At 65.1% G+C, this 20995-nt stretch carries 15 protein-coding genes; 6 read left to right on the top strand and 9 right to left on the bottom strand.

The window, feature by feature from the left end; genetic code table 11:
* Positions 1–44: 44 nt before the first annotated feature.
* Complete coding sequence (locus tag H1B27_RS28555; protein WP_197968369.1) at positions 45–3521, bottom strand: indolepyruvate ferredoxin oxidoreductase family protein; 3477 nt, start codon at positions 3519–3521, stop codon at positions 45–47.
* 156 nt (positions 3522–3677) lie between these two features.
* On the opposite strand from H1B27_RS28555, the gene H1B27_RS28550 reads away from it, so the two are divergent.
* From H1B27_RS28550 to H1B27_RS28540, 3 genes are all read left to right on the top strand, one after another.
* Positions 3678–4631 carry a hypothetical protein gene (locus H1B27_RS28550; protein WP_197968368.1) on the top strand — a complete coding sequence of 318 codons (954 nt, stop codon included), beginning with the start codon at positions 3678–3680 and terminating at the stop codon, positions 4629–4631.
* A 341-nt stretch (positions 4632–4972) separates the two neighbouring features.
* Positions 4973–5671 carry a cysteine hydrolase family protein gene (locus tag H1B27_RS28545; RefSeq protein WP_197968367.1) on the top strand — a complete coding sequence of 233 codons (699 nt, stop codon included), beginning with the start codon at positions 4973–4975 and terminating at the stop codon, positions 5669–5671.
* 10 nt (positions 5672–5681) lie between these two features.
* A complete protein-coding gene (locus H1B27_RS28540) occupies positions 5682–7349 on the top strand; it encodes a regulator (RefSeq protein WP_197968366.1) in 1668 nt (555 codons plus the stop codon).
* A 52-nt stretch (positions 7350–7401) separates the two neighbouring features.
* Here H1B27_RS28540 and soxA read toward each other — a convergent pair whose 3' ends face one another.
* From soxA to H1B27_RS28505, 7 genes are all read right to left on the bottom strand, one after another.
* Positions 7402–8181, bottom strand: a complete 780-nt coding sequence (gene soxA, locus H1B27_RS28535; RefSeq protein WP_197968365.1) for a sulfur oxidation c-type cytochrome SoxA — start codon at positions 8179–8181, stop codon at positions 7402–7404.
* On the bottom strand, positions 8178–8495 hold the full coding sequence (soxZ, locus tag H1B27_RS28530; protein WP_061878297.1) for a thiosulfate oxidation carrier complex protein SoxZ: 318 nt from the start codon (positions 8493–8495) through the stop codon (positions 8178–8180). Before soxZ ends, soxA begins: the two co-directional genes overlap by 4 nt.
* Entirely contained in the window at positions 8495–8962 is a 468-nt protein-coding gene (locus H1B27_RS28525; RefSeq protein WP_197968364.1) for a SoxY-related AACIE arm protein, read from the bottom strand. Before H1B27_RS28525 ends, soxZ begins: the two co-directional genes overlap by 1 nt.
* A gap of 4 nt (positions 8963–8966) precedes the next feature.
* Complete coding sequence (gene soxX, locus H1B27_RS28520) at positions 8967–9389, bottom strand: sulfur oxidation c-type cytochrome SoxX (RefSeq protein ID WP_311977077.1); 423 nt, start codon at positions 9387–9389, stop codon at positions 8967–8969.
* A gap of 214 nt (positions 9390–9603) precedes the next feature.
* Positions 9604–10875: an NAD(P)/FAD-dependent oxidoreductase gene (locus tag H1B27_RS28515; protein ID WP_197968363.1), complete on the bottom strand. Its 1272-nt coding sequence runs from the start codon at positions 10873–10875 to the stop codon at positions 9604–9606.
* A 126-nt stretch (positions 10876–11001) separates the two neighbouring features.
* Positions 11002–13188 carry a xanthine dehydrogenase family protein molybdopterin-binding subunit gene (locus H1B27_RS28510; RefSeq protein WP_197968362.1) on the bottom strand — a complete coding sequence of 729 codons (2187 nt, stop codon included), beginning with the start codon at positions 13186–13188 and terminating at the stop codon, positions 11002–11004.
* A gap of 11 nt (positions 13189–13199) precedes the next feature.
* Entirely contained in the window at positions 13200–13649 is a 450-nt protein-coding gene (locus H1B27_RS28505; protein WP_197968361.1) for a (2Fe-2S)-binding protein, read from the bottom strand.
* A gap of 340 nt (positions 13650–13989) precedes the next feature.
* On the opposite strand from H1B27_RS28505, the gene H1B27_RS28500 reads away from it, so the two are divergent.
* Positions 13990–15609, top strand: coding sequence for a B12-binding domain-containing radical SAM protein (locus H1B27_RS28500; protein WP_197968360.1), 1620 nt, complete (start codon positions 13990–13992; stop codon positions 15607–15609).
* A 204-nt stretch (positions 15610–15813) separates the two neighbouring features.
* On the top strand, positions 15814–18009 hold the full coding sequence (locus tag H1B27_RS28495) for a hypothetical protein (protein WP_197968359.1): 2196 nt from the start codon (positions 15814–15816) through the stop codon (positions 18007–18009).
* Positions 18010–18042: 33 nt separating this feature from the next.
* Here H1B27_RS28495 and H1B27_RS28490 read toward each other — a convergent pair whose 3' ends face one another.
* Complete coding sequence (locus tag H1B27_RS28490; RefSeq protein WP_197968358.1) at positions 18043–19431, bottom strand: MFS transporter; 1389 nt, start codon at positions 19429–19431, stop codon at positions 18043–18045.
* Positions 19432–19614: 183 nt separating this feature from the next.
* On the opposite strand from H1B27_RS28490, the gene H1B27_RS28485 reads away from it, so the two are divergent.
* Positions 19615–20676, top strand: coding sequence for an isocitrate/isopropylmalate dehydrogenase family protein (locus H1B27_RS28485; RefSeq protein WP_197968357.1), 1062 nt, complete (start codon positions 19615–19617; stop codon positions 20674–20676).
* The last annotated feature ends 319 nt before the right edge of the window (positions 20677–20995 follow it).

Here is a 20995-nt window from a genome sequence, read left to right as displayed (position 1 = left end):
GGGCTCCTCGCAATGACGCGTGGAGAGGGCTTGAGCTCTAACCGCTACTCCGCAGCTGCCGCAAAGCGGCTGTTCTCGAGCTCTGCTTCCAGCCGCGCCGTCTCGGCCGCCGCCAGCTTGATGTTGGCTTCCTTGACATGGCCGAAGCCGCGGATGGTCTGCGGCACGCGCGCAAGCCTTGCCAGCAGCGGGATCTGCTCCGGCTTCAGCCCTGTGATCCGCTGATCGATCATCGCCAGATAATTGGCGATCAGCTTCCGCTCGGTCCGGCGCTCCTCGGTGCGGCCGAACGGATCGAGCAGGCCGCCGCGCAGGAACTTGAGCCTGGCGAGCAGGCGGAAGGCGTGGATCATCCAGCTGTCGAACTCCTGTTTCTGCAGATGTCCGGTCGTCTTGTCGCGCTTGGCGAAGATCGGCGGTGCCAGGTGATACTTCAGCGTGAAATCGCCGTCGAACTTCTCCGACACTTTCTTGGCAAAGCTGCCGTCAGTGTAGAGACGGGCGACTTCATATTCGTCCTTGTAGGACATCAGCTTGAACAGGTTCTTTGCGACCGCTTCGGTGAGCTCGGTTGACCCGGGCGAAGCCGCGCTCTCCGCCTTGCGCACCTTGGCGACGGCTGCGAGGTAGCGGTCGGCATAGGCCTTGTCCTGATAGAAGGTCAGGAATTCGGCGCGGGTCGCGATGATGTCGTCGAGCGATTTCGCCGGCGCGGACGCTCTCGCTTTGAACTGGAGCACGCTGCGCACGCGCGACATGTCGTGGGCGGCGAGGCGGCCCCAGGTGAAGGCGAGCTTGTTCATCTCGGTCGCGGCGCCGTTGATCTCGATGGCGCGCAGCAGGGCGTCCAGCGACAGCGGGATCGCGCCCTTCTGGAAGGCGAAGCCGAGCATGAACGGATTGGTCGCGATGCTATCGCCCATCAGTGCCGAAGCAATGCCCGTGGCGTCGATGATGTCGAGGTTGTTGTCGCCGACGGCGTCGCGCAGCACGGTCCGCATCGTTCCCATCTCGAAATCGAGATCGGGGTTCTGCACGAAGCTGGCGGTCGGCTGCAGGTCGGCGTTGATGTAGGCCTTGGTCACGCCGCGCTCGGCGCGGCTGAGTGCGGTCGGGCCGGCCGAAACGATCATGTCGCAGCCGAGGATGACGTCGGCACCGCCGGTGGTGATGCGGACCGCGGAGATCTCCTCCGGCTTCGGCGCGATGCGGACATGGCTCATCACCGCGCCGTTCTTCTGCGAGAGGCCGGTGAAATCCAGTGCCGAGCAGCCGCGGCCGTCGACATGGGCGGCCATGCCGAGCAGGGCGCCGATGGTGATGACGCCCGTGCCGCCGATGCCGGTGACGAGGATGTTGTAGGGACCGTCGAGCTCACGCGCCGGCGGCAGCGGCAGATCGGCGAACAATTGCCCGGAATCGACCGCCGAGGTCTTCATACGCTTGAGCGTGCCACCGTGCACCGTGACAAAGCTCGGGCAAAAGCCCTCGACACAGGAAAAGTCCTTGTTGCAGTTCGACTGGTCGATCTGACGCTTGCGGCCGAACTCGGTCTCCAACGGCTGCACCGAGACGCAATTGGAGGCCTGCGAGCAGTCGCCGCAGCCTTCGCAGACGAGCTCGTTGATGAAGGCGCGCTTGGCGGGATCGGGATACAGCCCGCGCTTGCGGCGGCGGCGCTTTTCGGCGGCACAGGTCTGGTCGTAGACGATGACGGTGAGGCCCTTGATGTCGCGCAGCTCGCGCTGCACGGCATCGAGCTCGCGGCGGTGATGGATCGTCGCGCCTTGCGGGAAGTAATTGCCTTGCGGGTACTTGGCGGGATCGTCCGAGACGATCGCAAGCCGCTTGACGCCTTCGGCCCAGACCTGATGCGCGATTTGGGCGACGTTGAAGGCACCTTCGGCCGGCTGGCCGCCGGTCATGGCGACGGCATCGTTGTAGAGGATCTTGTAGGTGATGTTGATGCCGGCGGCGGACGCGGCGCGGAGCGCCAGAAGACCGGAATGGGTGTAGGTGCCGTCGCCGAGATTCTGGAAGATGTGATTCTCGGTCGTGAAGGGCGACTGGCCGATCCAGTTCACGCCCTCGGCGCCCATATGCGAGATCAAATCCGTGCGGCGGGTCGGCATGCTCAGGGCCATGCCGTGGCAGCCGATGCCGGCCATGGCGCGGCTGCCCTCCGGCACGCGCGTGGAGGTGTTGTGTGGGCAGCCCGAGCAGAAGAACGGCGTGCGCGCGAGCTTGATTTGCGTGCTCGTGGTGACGGGATTGTCGAAGGCCTCGAGTCGGGCGAGGCGCTGTTCCAGCACTGGGCTGTGATGGCCGAGCTTGCGCAAACGCGCCACCAGTGCGGCCGCGACGATGGTCGGTGTCAGTTCGCCCTCGCTCGGCAGCAGCGGTGCGCCGCGCTCGTCGCGCTTGCCCGTGACGGTCGGGCGCTTCGACGCGTCGATGTTGTAGAGGATGCGCATCAGCTGGTCTTCGATGAAGCCGCGCTTCTCCTCGACCACCAGCACGTCCTGAAGACCTTCGGCGAAACGTTTGGCGCCGCTTTCCTCGAGCGGCCAGGTCAGCGCGACCTTGTAGATGCGCAAACCCAGATCCTGCGCGTCCTTGTCCGTAATGCCCAGATCGGCGAGCGCCTGGCGCAGGTCGAGATAGGCCTTGCCGGTCGCGACGATGCCGAGCCGCGCCGGCTTTGAATCGAGCACGATGCGGTCGAGCTGGTTGGCGCGGGCGAAGGCCTGCACGGCGGCCATCTTCGGGCCGAACAGCCGCTTCTCGGCTTCCAGTGGCGGATCGGGCCAACGGATGTTGAGGCCGCCGGGCGGCATCTCGAAATCGTCGGGCAGCCTGATCTGGATACGTTCGGGATCGCTGTAGATCGACGCGGAGCTCTCGACGGTCTCGCTGATCGCCTTGAAGCCGACCCAGCAGCCGGAGAAGCGCGACAGCGCGAAGCCGTAGAGGCCGAGATCGAGATAGTCCTGCAGCGTCGCCGGGTTGATCACCGGGATCAGCGCCGCCGCGAACACCTGCTCGCTCTGATGCGCCAGCGTCGAGGACTGGCAGCCGTGGTCGTCGCCGGCAAGCGCGAGCACGCCGCCGTTCAGCGAGGTGCCCGCTGCATTGGCATGCTTGAGCGCATCGACCGAGCGGTCGACGCCGGGGCCCTTGCCGTACCAGATGCCGAACACGCCATCGACCTTGGCGCCGGGAAACAGGCCGACCTGCTGGCTGCCCCAGACCGCGGTCGCGGCCAGGTCCTCGTTCAGTCCGGGGACGAAGGCAATGTCGTGCTGCTGGAGGTGCGACTTCGCCCGCCACAGCGCGTGGTCGTACATGCCGAGCGGGGAACCGCGATAGCCCGAGATGAAGCCGCCGGTGTTGAGCCCCTGAAGCCGGTCGCGTTCGCGCTGCAACATCGGCAGTCGAACCAGAGCCTGGGTGCCGGACAGAAAGATCCGCTTCGATTCGAGCCGGTATTTGTCGTCCAGCTCGACCTGCATCAGCGTCATTTCGGAAGTCCTTGGCTCTCGGGGTTTGCGCTGCGGGAGGGATTGCGGCTGCGCGTCGCGAATTGTGACAGTCAAAAGCATGTCACAGCGAAGTCAATATCGCTGGCCGCATCCGTGGCGGTCCTGTTAGTCATGGCTGCCTGTGGAGGAAAAGCCATGACTGCAAACGCGTTCGAGACCGAGATCACCGAGACCACGGAGGCGCTGATCGGCCCGTGGCGCAGGCCGCGGCAGATGCTGCAGGCGCAGGTCTACGATGCGCACGCCTCGATCCATGACGATGCCACCGCCCAGAAGCTGGGCTTCAAGGGCGGCACCATCGAAGGCCCCACGCATTTCAGCCAATTCGCACCGCTCGGCGAACGGCTCTGGGGTCGTGCCTGGTTCGAGACAGGCTGCCTGTCCGCGCATTATCGCAGCGTCTGCTACGAAGGTGAGGAGGTGCAGGCGATCCTGTCGAAGCCATTGCCCGGCACGAGCCAGTGCCAGATTCAGATGGTCAAGCGCGACGGCACCGAGGTGCTGCGCGGTACGGCCTCGGCCGGCGGTGCGCCGGTTGCGACCGCGCTCGAGACGCGCCTCGGCGAGCTCAAGCCGCTGACCGATCCCGTGATCCTGCGCGATGTGAAGGTGGCGCAGACCGGCAAGCGGCAACCTGTGCGCATGGCTTTCGATCAGAACATGGGCGACCTCTATCCGTTCTCACTCCGACGGAAGCTCGCCGTCATCACCGAGAACTCGCCCTACTACTCGAGCGCGGATAGTCCCTGGGGCAGGCCCATCATCCCGATGGAGATGCTGAGCGTGCTGTTTCAGTACCGCTCCAAGGACGATCCGTTGCCGGCCAGGGGCCCGGCTGTCGGCCTGTTCGCCGACCAGGAGATCCGCCTCGTGAAGGGCCCGCTCTTCGTTGGCGAAGAGTACGAAGTCGAGCGCGAGGTGGTCGCGCTCTCCGGCAGCCGCCGCACCGAAAGCGCCTGGGTAAAGACGCGCGTGTTCGACAGTGCGGGCGCGATGGTGGCGACCATGCTGCTGAACATGGCGACACTGAAGGACTCGTATGCGCCGTATGAGAGCGAGTACCGGCAGCTGTATGGGGCGGGGCGGTAGGGGCAAGGCGTCGCCACACACCTGCGTCGTCATTCCGGGGTGACGCGTAGCGTCGAGCCCGGAATCCATTTCACCTCAGGTACTGCGGCCCGATGGATTCCGGGCTCGCGACTGCGTCGCGCCCCGGAATGACGGCTGGTGAAAGTCCCGCCACCGCTTAAGCATTGAGCAAATGCACGCCGTAAAAGCGCCGCGCAGCGAATGAGCACACGCGCACTTAAGCTCGTAACATTTTGACAGAGCAGATAATTTCTCGAAGCTCTCCTTCCAATCGGAATTGTACACAATGGCACGGCGCTTGCAGAACTCCTGGCCAAGAGAGTTCTCGCGGGGCCTGCGTCATGTTGAACTCAGCCAAGCCGACAAAGGGCGTCATCAGCGCCGAGCCCGAGCCGATCACGCTCGACTGGCCCGCCACCGCGCTTCTCATCATCGACATGCAGCGCGACTTCATGGAGCCCGGTGGCTTCGGTGAAACGCTGGGCAACGACGTCAGCCAGCTTGCACGCGCGGTGAAGCCGATCGGTACGGTGCTGACGGCCGCGCGCGACACCGGCATGCTGGTCATCCACACCCGCGAGGGACATCTGCCTGATCTCTCCGACGCCCCGCCGGCGAAGGTCGAGCGCGGCGCGCCGAGCCTTCGCATCGGCGATCCCGGTCCGATGGGGCGCATCCTCATTCGCGGCGAGGCCGGCCACGACATCATTCCCGAGCTCTATCCGCTCGACAGCGAAATCGTGATCGACAAGCCCGGCAAGGGGGCGTTCTACGCGACCGAGCTCGGCGACGTCCTTGGGAAATACGGCATCGAGAATTTGCTGGTGTGCGGCGTCACGACAGAAGTGTGCGTCAACACCACCGTGCGCGAGGCCAATGATCGCGGCTATCGCTGCGTCGTCATCGCCGACGGCTGCGCATCCTACTTCCCCGAGTTTCACGAGATGGGCCTGAAGATGATCAAGGCCCAGGGCGGCATCTTCGGCTGGGTCGCGGATTCAGCCGCAGTTCTGGAGGCAATGAAGGTTTCGACCACATAGGGGTATTATCATGAGCACATTGACGGGGTCGGCCGGCAGTTCTGATCTGAACAAGTCCGAGTTCAAGCCGGCGCTATGGACATCGGGCGACTGGAACGCGTTTTTCGGCTTCGGCACCAACATCCTCGTCAACATGCTGGTGCTCACGGGCCTGTTGCGCTTCGTGCTGAAGATGCCCGACAGTCTCGTGTTCGGCCGCATCCTGCCCGCGCTCGGGCTGATGATGTGCCTGTCCACCTTCTATTATGCGTATCTCGCGTACCGGCTGGCGCAGAGGACCGGCCGCAACGACGTCTGCGCGCTGCCCTCAGGCGTCAGCGTGCCGCACATGTTCATCGTCACCTTCGTCATCATGCTGCCGATCACGCTGAAGACCGGCGACCCGCTCAAGGGCTGGTCGGCGGGCCTCGTCTGGGTGTTCTTTCAGAGCTTCATTCTCATGATCGGCGGCTTCATTGCGCCGTTCATCCGCAAGATCACGCCGCGCGCAGCGCTGCTCGGCACGCTTGCCGGGGTCTCCGTCACCTTCATCTCGATGCGGCCGGCGCTGGAGATGTACATGACGCCGCAGATTGGTCTGGTCTGCTTCGCCATCATCCTGGTGAGCTGGTTCGGCGGTGTGAAGTATTGGCGCGGCATTCCCGCCGGTCTCGTCGCCATTGCCGTCGGTATGGTCATCGCCTGGGGCTCGAACCTGTTCGGGCTCGGCCTTGGCGGCTTGAGCCTCAAAGGCGTTGGCGCTGCCTTCGCCAACTTCGGCTTCTCGGTGCCGATCCCGGCAATAGGCTATGTCTTCTCCGGCTTCGAATTCCTCGGCATCATCCTGGTCACCGCCATTCCGTTCGGCATCTACGACCTCGTCGAGGCTATGGACAATGTCGAGAGCGCGGAAGCGGCCGGCGACGACTATCCGACCACGCGCGTGCTCACCGCTGACGGCGTCGTCAGCCTGATCGGCTGCCTGATGGGCAATCCCTTCATCAACGCCGTCTATATAGGCCACCCCGGCTGGAAGGCGATGGGCGGCCGGATCGGCTACTCCGCGGCGACCGGCATCATGGTCGTGGTGCTGGCCTGGTTCGGCATCATCTCGGTGTTGCTGGCGCTGGTGCCCGTAGTCGCGATCTCTCCGATCCTGCTCTATATCGGCATGCTGATCGGCGCGCAGGCGTTCCAGACCACGCCGGTCAAGCACGCGCCCGCGATCGTACTGGCGCTGACGCCGCATCTGGCCGCCTGGGCCAAGCTCCAGATCGATACGATGCTCGGCTCCACCATGAACGCGGCGGCAACCGTCGGCGGAATGGCGGCCGACAAAGCCGATGCGGTCAAGGCCGCCGCGATTGCCGCGCTGCCGCAGCAGGGCGTGTTCTATCACGGCCTTGAGGTGATGGGCGGCGGCTCCATCCTCGGCGGCCTCATCCTCGGCGCCATCGGTGTCTTCATCATCGAGCGCGACTTCGAGAAGGCGTCCGCCTTTGCGCTGGTCGGGGCAGTGCTGACTTATTTCGGCTTCATGCACGGCGAGGCCGTCGGCATCGGCGGCGGCTTTGGCGTGACGCCCGCGGTCGCGCTGGCCTACGCCGTGATGGCCGCCGGCCTGTTCGCCGCCGCCAAGCTCGGCGCCAGCGAGCCCTACGCCGCGCATCCGGAGATGTCGGCCGCGCCGGCGGAGTAGGCGTTGCCTCAAGTCTCGCGGAACGGCCGGGCGGTGTCCCGGCCGGTTCCTTTCAGGGACGCACCGCCGGCGTCTCCATCGCCAGGCCACGCGCCCGCGACATCAGATAGAGCTCGAGCGCGACTAGCTCGGGCGAGCCGTAGTCATAGGCTTGGGCCCGGACGCCCGTCATGCAGCTGCGCAGCCGCCGCGCGAGCGATCCCAGGGTCTGCCATTCCAGGCGGTAGAGCGGATAGCCGGTCGGCTGTCCCTGCGTGATCGGCGCGCCCGCAAGGCGCTTGTCGAAATTGTCGTCATGGCAGTTGGTGCAAGCGAGGTTGAGCTGGCCCTCGCGCTGCATGAAGAGCGCGCGGCCCTGCGCGACAAACGGTTTGGCTTGCGGATCGTCACCGGCCGTGATCGGGATGCCGCGCGACTGGTGGGCGACGAAAGCGGATAATGCGAGCAGGTCGCGGCTCTCGTAGGGCAGCGGCGCCGCCTGCTGATGATCGGCGCGGCAAAGATTGATCCGCTGATCGAGCGCGACGGGACGGCCGAGGGACTTGTCGAAGGAGGGGTAGCGCGCCGCGACGCCCTTCATGCTGCTGCGCGCATCGCCATGACAATCCGCGCAGGCTCTGCTGGCGCTGCCGGTCTTCTTCGCCCAGAGCGCTTCGCCGTCGAGCACGAACAGCATGCCGGGATTGGTGGTGTCGTCGTCCTGCATGGCGCGCGTGTCTGGGCCCATGAAGGTGTAGCCGGAGCGGCGTGCATCGGGTGGGATTTCACCGGCGAGCAGGGCAGGAGCTGCGGTGAACAAGGTTGCCACCGCTATCGCGCGCCAGGAGATCATTCGACCGTGATCGATGCCGACGCGGTTGTCGAATAGCCGTTATCTCCGATCCATTCGAACTCGAATTTGCCGCTGTCCTTCGCGACCGTGAAGAACGACAAATATGGGTTCGCCGCGATCGCCGGAAACAGATCGGCGCGAAAAATCTCCGTGCCGTTGTAGCGACATGCAAAGCTCGTGATGATGTCGCGCGGCACCAGCTTGCCGTCGGCGGTGTGGCGGAAGCCGGTCTCCATGATGTGCGAGGTCAGCGTGCGGATCTCGATGATGTCGCCGCGTTTGGCCTTCGAGGGAACGTTGATGAGGGCGGCCATCAGTTCGTCTCCTCGGTGCAGGCGGCCAACGTCACGACGACGTCCGCGGCAACCTGCCAGAACGTGTCGTCGGAGAGATGCGCGATCGCGACGACCTTCTGGGTATCGGCGAGCCGGATCCGGGTCGAGACCTGGGCTCGGCCGGAGGAGGGGCCGAAATAGAAATTGCCGATGTTCGGCTGCGGGTTCTTTTCGTTGAAGACGTGGATGCTCTTGACGTGGTCATCGGCCGTCATCGGGCTTGCAACGCTCACCGTCATCGGCACCGTGTTGCCGTTCTCGACCAGCGGCGGAATGTCGAGCTTCACCCTGCCGTTGCGAATCTGGGCTTCGCCGACGACGTTGCGGATCGCGGTGTTGAGCATTGCCGGCGTTGCTTCGATCGGCCGCAGCGTGACGATCGGGATGGTGCCGGCGACCGTCACGCCGCCGGCGAGGCCCAGGAATTGTCGTCGCGTGGTTGGCATGAACCTAGTCCCGAAGCGTTGCAAGAAAAGCCACGATGTCCTCGATCTCCGCAGCCGACAAGATCGGCTTGCCGGCGAAGTTGCGTCCGACGCGGACGAGGCCGTCGGCGCGATAGTAGGACGGCATGATGGTCTGCGGGTTGAAACGCGAGGCATCGACCAGTCGAAGCCGCAACTGGCTCACCGACCACCGGTTCCCGGCGCCGGTGAGATCAGGCGCGAGATCGCCCTGGAACCGGGTTTCCGGAAATGGCCCGGAATGGCAGAGAATGCAGGTCGTCGTGCGCGCCAGCACCAGCGCGCGCCCGCGCGCGGCATCGCCGGGGAAACCTGTGAGCGAGGCGGGAATGCTGTCGCTGACGATTGTGTAGGACAGGAGCTCTTCGGCTCTCGCGCCGGCGGCAAGTGCAAGGCTTAGCGCGATCACCGCAGCGACAATCGAAGGAATGTGAGACGAGAGATCAAGCCGCGGCCTCCACTTGCCTCTCCCGCTTGCGGGAGAGGTCGGCGCGCAGCGCCGGGTGAGGGTTCTTTCCTCTGGGGGAGTCTTCGCTGTTGAGACATCCTCTCCCCAACCCTCCCCCGCAGGCGGGGGAGGGGGCACACTGGGGTCGTGGCGGCAGGCCCGTTCCATCATTGCTCTAGCCAAAACAATCCGCCGTGATGGCCTGAAACCAGCGCTCGGCTTCAGTCGCCTCGCGCGCCCGCAATTCGCGTGGCGCGTCGACTGGGCTGGTCGCGCCGCCCTCGACCTCGGCAAAGATGTCGCCTCTGGGCTGGTAGTTGCCGGCGAGCGAGAAACCGTAGCCGGGCGCGACGGTGCTGTAGCAGACCCCTGTGAGTCGTGGCGCCTCCGGTGTGCGACCCGCGAGCAGGTTGACGATCGCGGCCGCGCCGGCCTTGCCCTGCGCGCTAGCAGCGGAGGCCGATTTTGGGATGCCGCCGCCAAGGCTGGCGTCGCCGATGACGTGGACGTTCGGGACGAGTTTCGATTCGAACGTGACAGGATCGATCGGGCACCAGCCGGTCGCATCAGCAACGCCCGCGACCCCGGCAATGCGGCCGGCGCGCTGCGGTGGGATGACGTTGGCGACATCAGGGGTGTAGTTGCCGAATTCGGTGACGATGGTCTTGGTCGCGGCATCGATTGAGGTGACGCGGCCGCCTTGCGAGAGGGCGACGCGTTCGATCATGTCGCCGTAGAGCTCCTTCCATGCCTGTTCGAACAGCCGCTGCTGGGAGAAAGTGTCCTTGGCATCGAGGATCAGAACTTTCGAGCGCGGCTTCTTCGTCTTCAGGTAATGCGCGATCAAGCCGGCGCGCTCGTAAGGCGCGGGCGGGCAACGAGAGGGATTGGCCGGGATTGCAATGGCGACGGTGCCGCCATCCGGCATCGCTTCGAGTTGCCTGCGCAGCAAAAGCGTTTGCGCACCGGCCTTCCAGGCGTGCGGCATCGTCTCCGATGCGACCTCGTCGTAGCCGGGCAGGGCTTCGGGATGGAAGTCGATGCCGGGCGAGAGCACGAGCCGGTCATAGCCAAATGCGGTGCCATCGCTCGTGGTCACACGACGCTTTTGCGCGTCGATGGCCGTTGCGGCCTGGGCGACGACGGTGATGCCGGCGGCGGCGAGCCTGTCATAGCCGAACTGCTGCGCCTCGATCTCGCGCAGGCCCGCGATCACCTCGTTACTAAAGGGGCAGGAGACGTAGGTCTTGTTCGGCTCGATCAGGGTGACCTGCAATCTGGCGTCGGCGCGCTTGAGCGCCCGGGCGCAAGCCGTGCCGCCAAAGCCGCCGCCGACCACGACGACGCGGCCCGCCGATTGCGCGCGCAGCATCGAAGGTGCGACGAGCGATGTGGCCGCGACGGCGATGCCGAGGATGGCATTCCGCCGTGTCACCGGCGCATTCATGAGGCTTGTCCGGAAAATGCTGCGGCGGCCGGCATGGCCGCCGCGAGTCGTTGTTTGAGCATGATCTTTTTCGGAAAACCGCTTCGCACTTTGCGCTAACGCGGCCCTTCGGGTCCGAATCATGCCTTACGCGAACGTGATGTTCTGGTCCCGCAGCGGCACCGAACGGATGCGCTTGCCGGTCGCGGCGAAGTACGCATTGAGTACGGCCGGCGCTGCGACGCCGATGGTCGGCTCGCCGACGCCGCCCCAGAACCCGCCGCTCGGCACCATCACCGATTCCACCTTCGGCATCTCGTTGATGCGCATCGAGTTGTAGGTGTCGAAGTTGGTCTGCTCGATCTTGCCGTCCTTGACGGTGCAGCCGCCATAGAACAGCGCGGAGAGGCCATAGACAAAGGAGCCGGCGATCTGCCGTTCCACCTGCGCCGGATTGACGATGTAGCCGGGATCGGTGGAGGCGACGATGCGATGCACCTTGATCTTGCTGCCGTCGGTCACCGAAATCTCGGCGGCGCCGGCGACATAGCTGCCGTAGCCCATGACCTGCGCGATGCCGCGATAGACGCCCTGTGGCGCCGGCGTGTCCCAGCCGATCTTCTCGGCCACGGCATTGAGCACCGCGAGGTGCTTGGGATGATTGCCCATCAGCTTGCGACGGAATTCGAGCGGGTCCTGGCCTGCGGCCTGAGCCAGCTCATCCATGAAGCATTCCATGTAGATCGCATTGTGATTGACGTTGACGCCGCGCCAGAAGCCCGGCGGAACGTGCGGGTTGCGCATCGCATGCTCGATCAACAGGTTCGGCACCGAATAGCCGAACGCGGCGTCTCCGGACTGGGCGACGCCCTGGAACGCGACGGGATCCATGCCGTTCTGCAGCGCTTCGGGACGTAGCGAGAACAGGATCGACTGGCCGGACAGGCGGTAGTGCAGCGCGATCAGATTGTTGTTGGCGTCGAACGCGCCGGTCATCTTGCACTGGGTGATCGGGTGATACCTGCCCTGCGCCATGTCCTCTTCGCGCGACCACAACAGCTTGATCGGTGTGCCCGGCATCTGCCTGGCGATCATGACCGCCTGGCGCACATAGTCGGTCTGACCGCGCCGGCCGAAGCCGCCGCCTGGCATCACCTTGTGCACGTCGCATTTCTCGGCCGGCAGGCCGGAAGCCTCCAGCACGGCAGCGAAGGCCGCCTCGCCATTCTGCGTGCCGCACCAGACCTCGCATTTGTCCGCCGTGTAGATCGCGGTGGCGTTCATCGGTTCCATCGTGGCGTGGTTCTGGTAGGGATAGCTGTAGACGGCCTCGACCTTCTTGGCGGCGCTGGCAATCGCCGCCTTCGCATCACCGTTCTTGTTGCCGACATAGGCCGGCTGCGCGTCGTCGAGTCCCTCGGCCAGCCATTTCGCAATCGACGCGCTGGAAACCTTGGCGTTGTCACCCTCGTCCCAGACGATCGGCAGCGCCTCCAGTGCGGTCTTGGCGTGCCACCAGGTGTCGGCAACGACGGCGACCGCGGTATCGCCGACCTTGACCACCTTCTTGACGCCCTTCATGCCGGCGATCTTGGCTTCGTCGAAGCTCTTCAGCTTGCCGCCGAACACGGGGCAGTCCTTGATCGCGGCGTTCAGCATGCCCGGCAGCTTGACGTCGACGCCGTAGATCATGGCGCCGGTAGTCTTGTCGACGGTGTCGAGCCGCTTTACGCCCTTGCCGATCAGCTTCCAGTCCTTCGGATCCTTCAGCTTGACGTCCGCTGGCGGCGTCAGCTTCGCCGCAGCCTCGGCGACCTTGCCGTAGGTCGTGGTCCGGCCCGAACGTGTATGGGTGATGACGCTGTTCGCGGCCGTGCACTCGGAGGCCGGCACTTTCCACGCATCGGCGGCCGCCTGGATCAGCATCACGCGCGCGGTGGCGCCACCCTTGCGGACATAGTCCTGCGAAGAACGGATGCCGCGGCTGCCGCCGGTCGAGAAATCGCCCCAGACGCGCTTGCGCGCGACGCTCTGGCCCGGGGTCGGATATTCGGTCGTGACCTTGGTCCAGTCGCATTCGAGCTCCTCGGCGACGAGCTGGGCGAGACCGGTGAGCGAGCCCTGGCCCATCTCGGAGCGGGCGATGCGGATCACCACGGTGTCGTCGGGCCTGATCACGACCCAGGCGCCGATCTCGGGCGAGCCGTCGGCGGCGCGCACCACGGCGGGGCCGCCGAAGGGAATGTCGAGGCCGATTGCAAGCCCCGCGCCGACGGCAGCGCTGCCGATGACGAAGGCACGACGGTTCATCTTGGGAGAGAGGTGCTTGTTCATGGGGCGGCTCCTTACGCGCTTGCGATCGTGTGGATCGCCTCGCGCACCTGCTGGAAGGTGCCGCAGCGGCAGATGTTGGTGATGGCTTCGTCGATGTCGGCGTCGGTCGGCTTCGGCTTCTCGTTCAGCAGCGCCGCCACCGCCATGATCATGCCGCTCTGGCAATAGCCGCATTGCGGCACGTCCTGGGCGATCCAGGCTTCCTGAACCTTGTGCAGGGAATCGGCGGATGAGAGCCCCTCGATCGTGGTGATCTTCTTGCCCTCGGCCTCGCTGACCGAGATCCCGCAGGAGCGCATCGCCACCCCATCCATGTGGACCGTGCAGGCGCCGCATTGTGCAATGCCGCAACCATATTTGGTCCCGGTCAGGCCGGCGTTCTCGCGGATCGCCCAAAGCAGCGGCGTATCCGGCTCGACGTCGAGAGTGAAGGTTTTTCCGTTGATTGTTAGGTTTGCCATCGCAAGTCCCCTGATTGGCCCAATCCACCGATTGAACTCAGGGGCGCAATCTGTCCGGCAAACTGGAACTGTTCAAATCAACAGTCCGAGGGCTAGCCGGGAGGCATTGCCCGGCCCGCGAGAGTATGGACCGCGGCGCTGTTTTGCCTCATCCCTTCGTCGATCGATTCGGGTTGACGTCTGCTCCATGGGCGCCAATCCGTGGCTTCAGGCGACGACCGGCCGTCAAGGCCGGTTCCAGGCCCGGGTCGCGCCCCGCACAGCGGCGACAGTTTGTCCCTTTTGCCGGGATGCAAGACGCCTGCGCTCTGGTACACTGGGCCGAAGCAAAAGGAGTTCCATGAACGTGCCGAGTCCCTGCAACGTGCTGATGCTCTACCCGCTGTTCTCGGCAGAGTCCTTCTGGAGCTTTGGCGAATCCTGCAAAGTGATGGGCGTCAAGCGCCCTGCCGCCCCCTTGGGCCTGATCACCGTTGCCGCGATGCTGCCCGAGAGCTGGACGGTCCGGCTGATCGATTGCAACACTGCGCCGCTCGGCGACGATGATCTCGCCTGGGCCGACGTCGTGTTCACCGGCGGAATGATGCCGCAGCAGGCCGACACGCTGCGCCTGATCGAGATGTGTCGCGCCGCCGGCAAGCCGGTCGTGGTCGGCGGTCCGGATCCCACCTCGAGCCCCCACCTCTATGAGCGGGCCGACTTCCGGGTGCTCGGCGAGGCCGAGAGCGTCATCGACGAATTCATCGCAGCCTGGGAGAGCGGCGCACGTTCCGGCACCTTCACCGCGCCGAAGTTCCAGGCCGACGTCACCAAGACGCCGGTGCCGCGCTTCGACCTGCTCAAGTTCGAGGACTATCTCTATCTCGGTGTGCAGTATTCGCGCGGCTGTCCCTTCACCTGCGAATTCTGCGACATCATCGAGCTCTATGGCCGGGTGCCGCGGACCAAGACGGTCGAGCAGATGTTCGTCGAGCTCGAGACGCTCTACCGGATGGGCTATCGCGGCCATCTCGACTTCGTCGACGACAATTTCATCGGCAACAAGAAGTCGCTGCGGCAATTCCTGCCGAGGCTCGCCGAATGGCAGCGCACGCACGGCTATCCCTTCGAATTCTCCACGGAAGCCTCGGTCAACCTCGCCGACGATCCGGAGCTGCTGGAGCTGATGGGGGCGGCCAATTTCTTCGGTATCTTCGTCGGCATCGAAAGTCCGGACCCGGCGACGCTGGTCGCGATGCGGAAGAAGCAGAACACGCGGCGCAACATCGCCGAGAGCATCCACAAGATCTACGCCGCGGGCATGCTGGTCACCGCGGGCTTCATCGTCGGCTTCGACAACGAGAAGGTCTCGATGGCGGAGGCCATGATCGAATTCATCGAGGAGGCCGCGATTCCCGTCGCCATGGTCGGCCTGCTCTATGCCTTGCCGAACACGCAGCTCACGCGCCGCCTCGAGCGCGAAGGCCGGCTGCATCCGGGCCATGATGTGGCGCCGACCATCGGCGCCGATCAGTGCACGGCCGGCATCAATTTCGATCCCGTCCGCCCGTTGCGCGACATCCTGTTGGACTACAGGCGGGTGCTGGAGCACACCTACAGCCCGGCGGCCTATGCAGGACGCGTCGACCGCCTGATGACGCTGCTCGACCGATCCAGGCAGCGCCCCGAACTCGCCGAAGGAGATATCCGCGCCAGACTGGGGGCGATGGAGACGGTGCACAAGGTGGTCTCCGCCCTTCCCGAGGCACGGGGGCCGCTGTGGCAGACCTTCATGAATTGCGCCAAGCGTGACACCTCGTCCGCACGCATCGCCGTGCAGATGATCGCGGCCTATGCGCATCTCGGACCGTTCTCGCGCAAGGTGATCGCGGCTATCGACGAGCGTCTGGCCGCGCTGGACGAGCACATGCCCAATCCCGTCGTGGAAATGGACGCGACCGAGATTCGACATCTGGCCTGAGATCCGGAAGGCCTACGGGGGCCGCGGGGCGCTTCGATGCGCCGCCGGGCAGGCCTTCTGGCAATCAAAGCGGCTGTCATGTGTGAGATCCCGGCTTGACAGCCGAACAACCTCAAGCTGATCGTCATCCGGACGACACCGGGCCTGCCATGATTTCGGTGCGCCGCTGCGTCATTGCCAGATTGGCTTTAACGGGGTTGAGCCATGTTCAGGAAGGTGATCCGCTGGTCGATTGCATTGATTGCCGTGGCGGTTCTGGCCTTTGCGTATCTGCCTTCCTTCATCGCCGATTCCATCTACAAGAACGTCGACGACATCACCGACGGCGAGATGCCCGCCACGGTCACCGCCTTTCAATCGGGGCCGGACGTCGTCAGTACCATCGGCGGCAGCGGCGAGGGTTTGAACTGCAGCCTGCCGCCCTGGGCCAACATCTTGTTCGACGGCGGGACGGATTCCAACCAGAAGCGCCATCTCGTCCTGCAGCGCTTCAGGCAGGCCTGCGTCTTTCACGACCTGTGCTATCGCCACGGCCTTGCGACCTACGGCTATAACCAGAACGACTGCGATCGCATTCTGCAAAACGCGGCTTTTCGGCTGTGCGTGTACATACGAAACAGCAGTCAGGAGAGCGGCGCGGCGCGCTGTCAGACCGATTCCAAGATGGTTCTGGCCGGCGTGAGTCTCGGAGGGTACGACGCCTATCGCGGTTGGGACCGGTCGACCTATTTCGAATTCGACTCGGATCCGTCGCGATCGAACGGGTTTCAGGTCAGTCGCGTGGTCGATCATCCATTCAAGGCGACGCTACCTGCCAAATACGCAGATGACCCCGATCAGGTCATTCTCATGTTCGAGAACCTTCGCTCCAATCTGGCCGTGACCTGCATCACCTGCGCGACTGTTCCCGTTCTCGAGTGGACCACCGATCCCAACGCCGTCAGCGCCGAACTGCGCTCGGTCGGGGTGACGCGGTTGCCGGACGTGCTGCTCAAGCGCGTGCCCATGCTGACCGAAACCATGCCGGTCTGGTTGCCGCCACGCCGGCGGCACGCGGCGCCGCATCTCCTGGTCGATGGAGCGGGCAAGAACCATCTGATCTGGATGAGCCGGAACAACTCGGAGAACAGCATATCCTGTGTCGTCAGCGCCGATGCGGCGCGACTCCTCACCAATACCTTGCCGACCCGGGATCTCTGCTCGGTCGATGCGGGCCCATCGCTGACCCGCGTGGAAGTCGACATGTTCGCGACCTCTCCGCTTCCGATGGAGGTACCCGGAAGTTCGGATCTCATCTATGCGACCTCGGCGAGCCCACAGAAGACGACAGAGCACCATCTGAGCTTCTGTTCGCGCTCTGCGTCCCGGAAGGTCGAGGAGACCGACCATGACGATCGGTCCAAATGCGTCACCTTCCCCGAAACGGAGGTCCGCAACGGCGCGGCGCTCGGCGCATTTCAGAACTTTCCGCTGGTTCGCCCCGGGCAGCAGATCTATTTCGCGCGGGACATCGCACAGCAGGCGGACTCGCTGCTGACCGCCGCCCGGCAGCGCGCCTTCGGCAATAGCTTTTCGCCCGAAGGCGCCCTGCTCGTGATCGACGTTGCACCGCCGCTCGCCGCAAAAGGACCCCTCTCGGCCAGGCTGAAGAAGATCGTGCGGTTCGACATCGACGATCGCTTCGATCCGATGATGCCGATCACGCGCAAGGTGGACGACCTGCGCTTCCTGAGCCTCGGGGCGACGAAGTCGAACGTGCACCTTCGCATGATCGATTTCGCCAAGGACAAGCCCTCCGTCGGCAATGTGCAACTGATGATGGGCAACGGCGAGGTGGAACTGGATCGCTCCTGGGCAGAGAGGCCCATGCTGGTGCTGGAGACCAGGGACGCGCGACCCAGAACCAAGCTGGTGTTCTCGCGCGGAGAAGTCGCGGTCCAGGCGGACAAGCCCGTCACGTCCGACGCGACGACGGAAGCGTTGACGCTGCAGACATTGGTTTTCGAACGCGATGCCGCGGCGCCTTCGAATATGCCCTTCGTGAAATCGGCCGGAGCGGCGTGCCGGGTCGTATACGAGTTCGCACCGAACCACACCGACTGGCCGTGCTACCGCGCGTTCGATCCCGAACGTACGATGCGGGCGTCGCCGGCGACGCGGATGCAGGCCTCCCAGATGCTGGTCGGGCGGTTCACCCGAGCCGGCGGCCATGGCATCGCATTTCCCGATCTCTGCCTGAAATCAGAGCCGATCATTCTGGCGCCGCAAGGAAGCACGTTTGTGCCCGTGAACGAGACCGCGGGTTGGACAGGGCCGCCAAGGCTGACACGGACGGTCACATGCGAGCCGCTCGATACGGCGGCAGTCGTGAGCCGTCCGATCGCGCAGAAGGCGCCGTGAGGGTCGCCTGAAAAGCGCGCCAACGCGTCCGGTCTACTTCACGGCGAGCCGCAGGAAGCTCATCACGCTGCCGAGCGCGGCAAAGCCTGCGCCAAGCGCGAGCGCCAGTGTCGCGCCGTCGTGACCCGCGAGCGCGAAGCAGGCGGCGGCGAGCGCCGCGCCGGTCGTCTGTCCCGTCAGGCGCGCAGTGGCGACGATGCCCGAGGCGCTGCCGCTGCGGTGCGGCGGCGCGCTCGACATCACCGCCTTCATGTTCGGCGCCTGGAAGAAGCCGAACCCCATGCCGCAGATCACCATGCGCCAGATGATGTCGGGAATCGCAGGATTGGCCGGCAGCATGGCGAGCAGCGCCATGCCGAGGCCGAGCAGCACGAGGCCGATGCCGCCGAGCAGGCCGACGGCATAGCGGTCGGAGAGGCGTCCCGCGATCGGCGCCATGATGCCGACCACCAGCGGCCAGGGCGTCATGAAGAAGCCGGTCTCGACCTGAGAGCGGCCGAGCACGTCCTCGAAGTAGAACGGCAGCGAGACGAAGGCGAGCCCCTGCACCGCGAAGGAGCACACCGCGGTCGCCGCCGACAGCGCGAACATCGGCCGGCTGAACAGATCGATCGGCAGCATCGGCGCGGGATGGCCGGCATGGCGGCGCGTCAGGATGAAGCCGAGCGCGAGGGCGGAGACCAGTTCGATGCCCACGACCACCGGCGACAAATTGTGCGCGGCGCTGCCGATGCCGGTGATGAACAGGCCGAGGCAGGCGACGGCGAGGATCGCGCCGAGAAAATCGAAACCATGATCGGCGCGCGGGGTCTTCGGCAGCATCGCAAAGCCGATGCCGATGGCGACGAGGCCGAACGGGATGTTGACGGCGAACAGCCAGGGCCACGGGCCGATCGCCAGGATGGCGGAGGCGATCGAGGGACCGAAGGTGAAGGCGGTCGCGACCACCAGCGCGTTGTGGCCGAAACCGCGGCCCTGCAGCCGTCCGGGATAGACGAAGCGCACCAGCGCGGTGTTGACGCTCATGATGCCGCTCGCGCCCAGGCCCTGCAGCGTGCGCGCGACGAGCAGGCTGTCCAGCGACCACGCCACCGCGCAGAGCAGCGAGGCGATGGTGAACAGAATGAGGCCGCCGAGATAGATGCGCTGGTGTCCGACGATCTCGCCGAGCGCGCCCAGCGGCAGCAGCGTCGCGACCAGCGCGATCTGGTAGACGTTGACGACCCAGACCGACTGCTCCGGGCTCACATGCAGATCGGCGGCGATGGCGGGCAGGGCGATGTTGGCGATCGCGGTGTCGAGCGAGGCCATCGCCAGCGCGGTGAAGATCGCAGCGATGGCCCAGCGCCGCTGGCCGGCCGGCAGGCCATCGGACATGGTGTGATCGGGCTCGCGCGTGGCGGCCGGTAACGTGATTGTCATTGCCTCGTTGTCATTGCGTTCGCGCGTTGCTCCGGCGGCGGAGCTGGGGCCTCTCGGCATGTACTACGGCCGGGCCGCCTGCCACAGGCACAAGCGCGCATGCTGTGTATGCGCGAAGGTTGGGCGCTGATGCCATCCACCGGCGTATGATCACGGCGGCTGTTGCAATCTTAGGAGAGCGCCATGCATATCGTCGTGTTGCCCGGCGACGGCATCGGACCGGAGATCACGACCGCGACAACGGGCGTGCTGCGGGCAGCCTCCGAGCGCTTCCAGCTCAATCTGCGCCTGGAGGAGCACGCGGTCGGTCACGTGAGCTTGAGGCTATCAGGCACCACCGTCCGCCCCGAGCTGCTCGACATCGCCCGCACGGCCGATGGGCTGATCCTGGGGCCGACCGCGACCTTCGACTTCAAGGACGAGGCGCATGGCGAGATCAATCCGTCGCGGCACTTCCGCAAGAGCCTCGATCTCTACGCCAATGTCAGGCCCGCGCGCACCTATGCCGGGCGGCCCGGCCGCCTCGGCGAGTTCGACCTCGTCGTGGTGCGCGAGAACACCGAAGGATTCTACGCCGACCGCAACATGGAGCAGGGCAATGGCGAGATGCTGGTCACGCCTGACGTCGTGATCTCGCTGCGAAGGATCACGCGGGCGTGCTGCGAGCGCATCGCGCACGCCGCCTGCCGGCTCGCGATGAAGCGGCGCAAGCATCTGACCATCGTGCACAAGGCCAATGTGCTCAAGATCGGGGACGGCATGTTCCTGGACATCTGCCGCGCGGCGGCAAGGACGTATCCCGACCTCGATGTCGACGACATCCTGGTCGATGCCATGATGGCGCATGTGGTGCGCAATCCTGACCGCTTCGACGTCATCGTCGCGACCAACATGTTCGGCGACATCCTGTCGGATCTCACGGCGGAACTCTCCGGCAGCCTGGGCCTCGGCGGCTCGCTCAATGTCGGCGACCGCTATGCCATGGCGCAGGCCGCGCACGGTTCGGCGCCCGACATTGCGGGGCAGGACGTCGCCAATCCGGTGTCGTTGATCCTGTCGTCGGCCTTGCTGCTGGCCTGGCATGGCGAGAACAGCGGCGCCGTGCGCTATGAGGAGGCTGCGCGCGCGATCGAGGCAGCGGTGGCGAAGGCGATCGGCGAGGGCAGGACCACGCGCGACGTCGGCGGCAAGCTCGGCACCATCGCAGCGGGGGCCGCGATTGCGGAGATCCTGCAGGGAGGGTGAGGAGGTCTCGCGATTTTTTTGGTGGGCTCAAGACAAAATCGCGAAAACAACCCCATGCACAGTAGAAGGCCCCCTGATCGACAAGGGATTTTTCGAGGAGCCTCGTGACGACATCCGTGACCTCGATCACGTTGACCCGTCGGGCAAAACACTGGCATGATGCTATCGTGCCGGCGGTCGTGAACGAGGGCGCATTCTCACGATGCGTGATGTCCGGCCTCACGCCATTTGGCGGCGCGCCGTCTCGCCTTGAGGCAGATCAATACTCACCCCGCAGGGCCGCCAGACCATCCATCAACGCATCGATGGAAGGCGGAGT

The sequence above is a fragment of the Bradyrhizobium diversitatis genome, assembly GCF_016031635.1.
GTDB lineage: Bacteria > Pseudomonadota > Alphaproteobacteria > Rhizobiales > Xanthobacteraceae > Bradyrhizobium > Bradyrhizobium diversitatis.
This window is presented reverse-complemented; position numbering and strand designations above follow the sequence as displayed.